The 244-nt window shown below is 65.6% G+C and carries 1 protein-coding gene; it reads right to left on the bottom strand.

The genetic code is table 11. From position 1 onward, the window contains the following. The coding region (locus EOD29_RS34290) for an ATP-grasp domain-containing protein (RefSeq protein ID WP_127248896.1) at positions 1 to 244 on the bottom strand (244 nt) is incomplete at both ends.

The raw sequence follows: 244 nt of genomic DNA, 5'->3' as shown, positions 1-244 counted from the left end.
TGCGGTGGACATTCTCGGCGGGATCGAAGCAGACGACCGTGCCGTCGGTGGCCCGCGCGGCGATGATCGAGACCTCGCGCTCGAAGGCGACGAAACTTTCGAGGATGAGTGGCACGCCGCCGAGCGCGGCATAGGCGCCATCTGCGCTGTCGGCGACGGAGCGGAAAACCATCTGGCCCTTGCCGTCATAACCGAGACGGCGCGTCTTCAGCACGCCCTGACCGCCGAAATCCTTCAGTGCCAT

The sequence above is a fragment of the Mesorhizobium sp. M1A.T.Ca.IN.004.03.1.1 genome, assembly GCF_003997555.1.
Taxonomy (GTDB): Bacteria; Pseudomonadota; Alphaproteobacteria; order Rhizobiales; family Rhizobiaceae; genus Mesorhizobium.
This window is presented reverse-complemented; position numbering and strand designations above follow the sequence as displayed.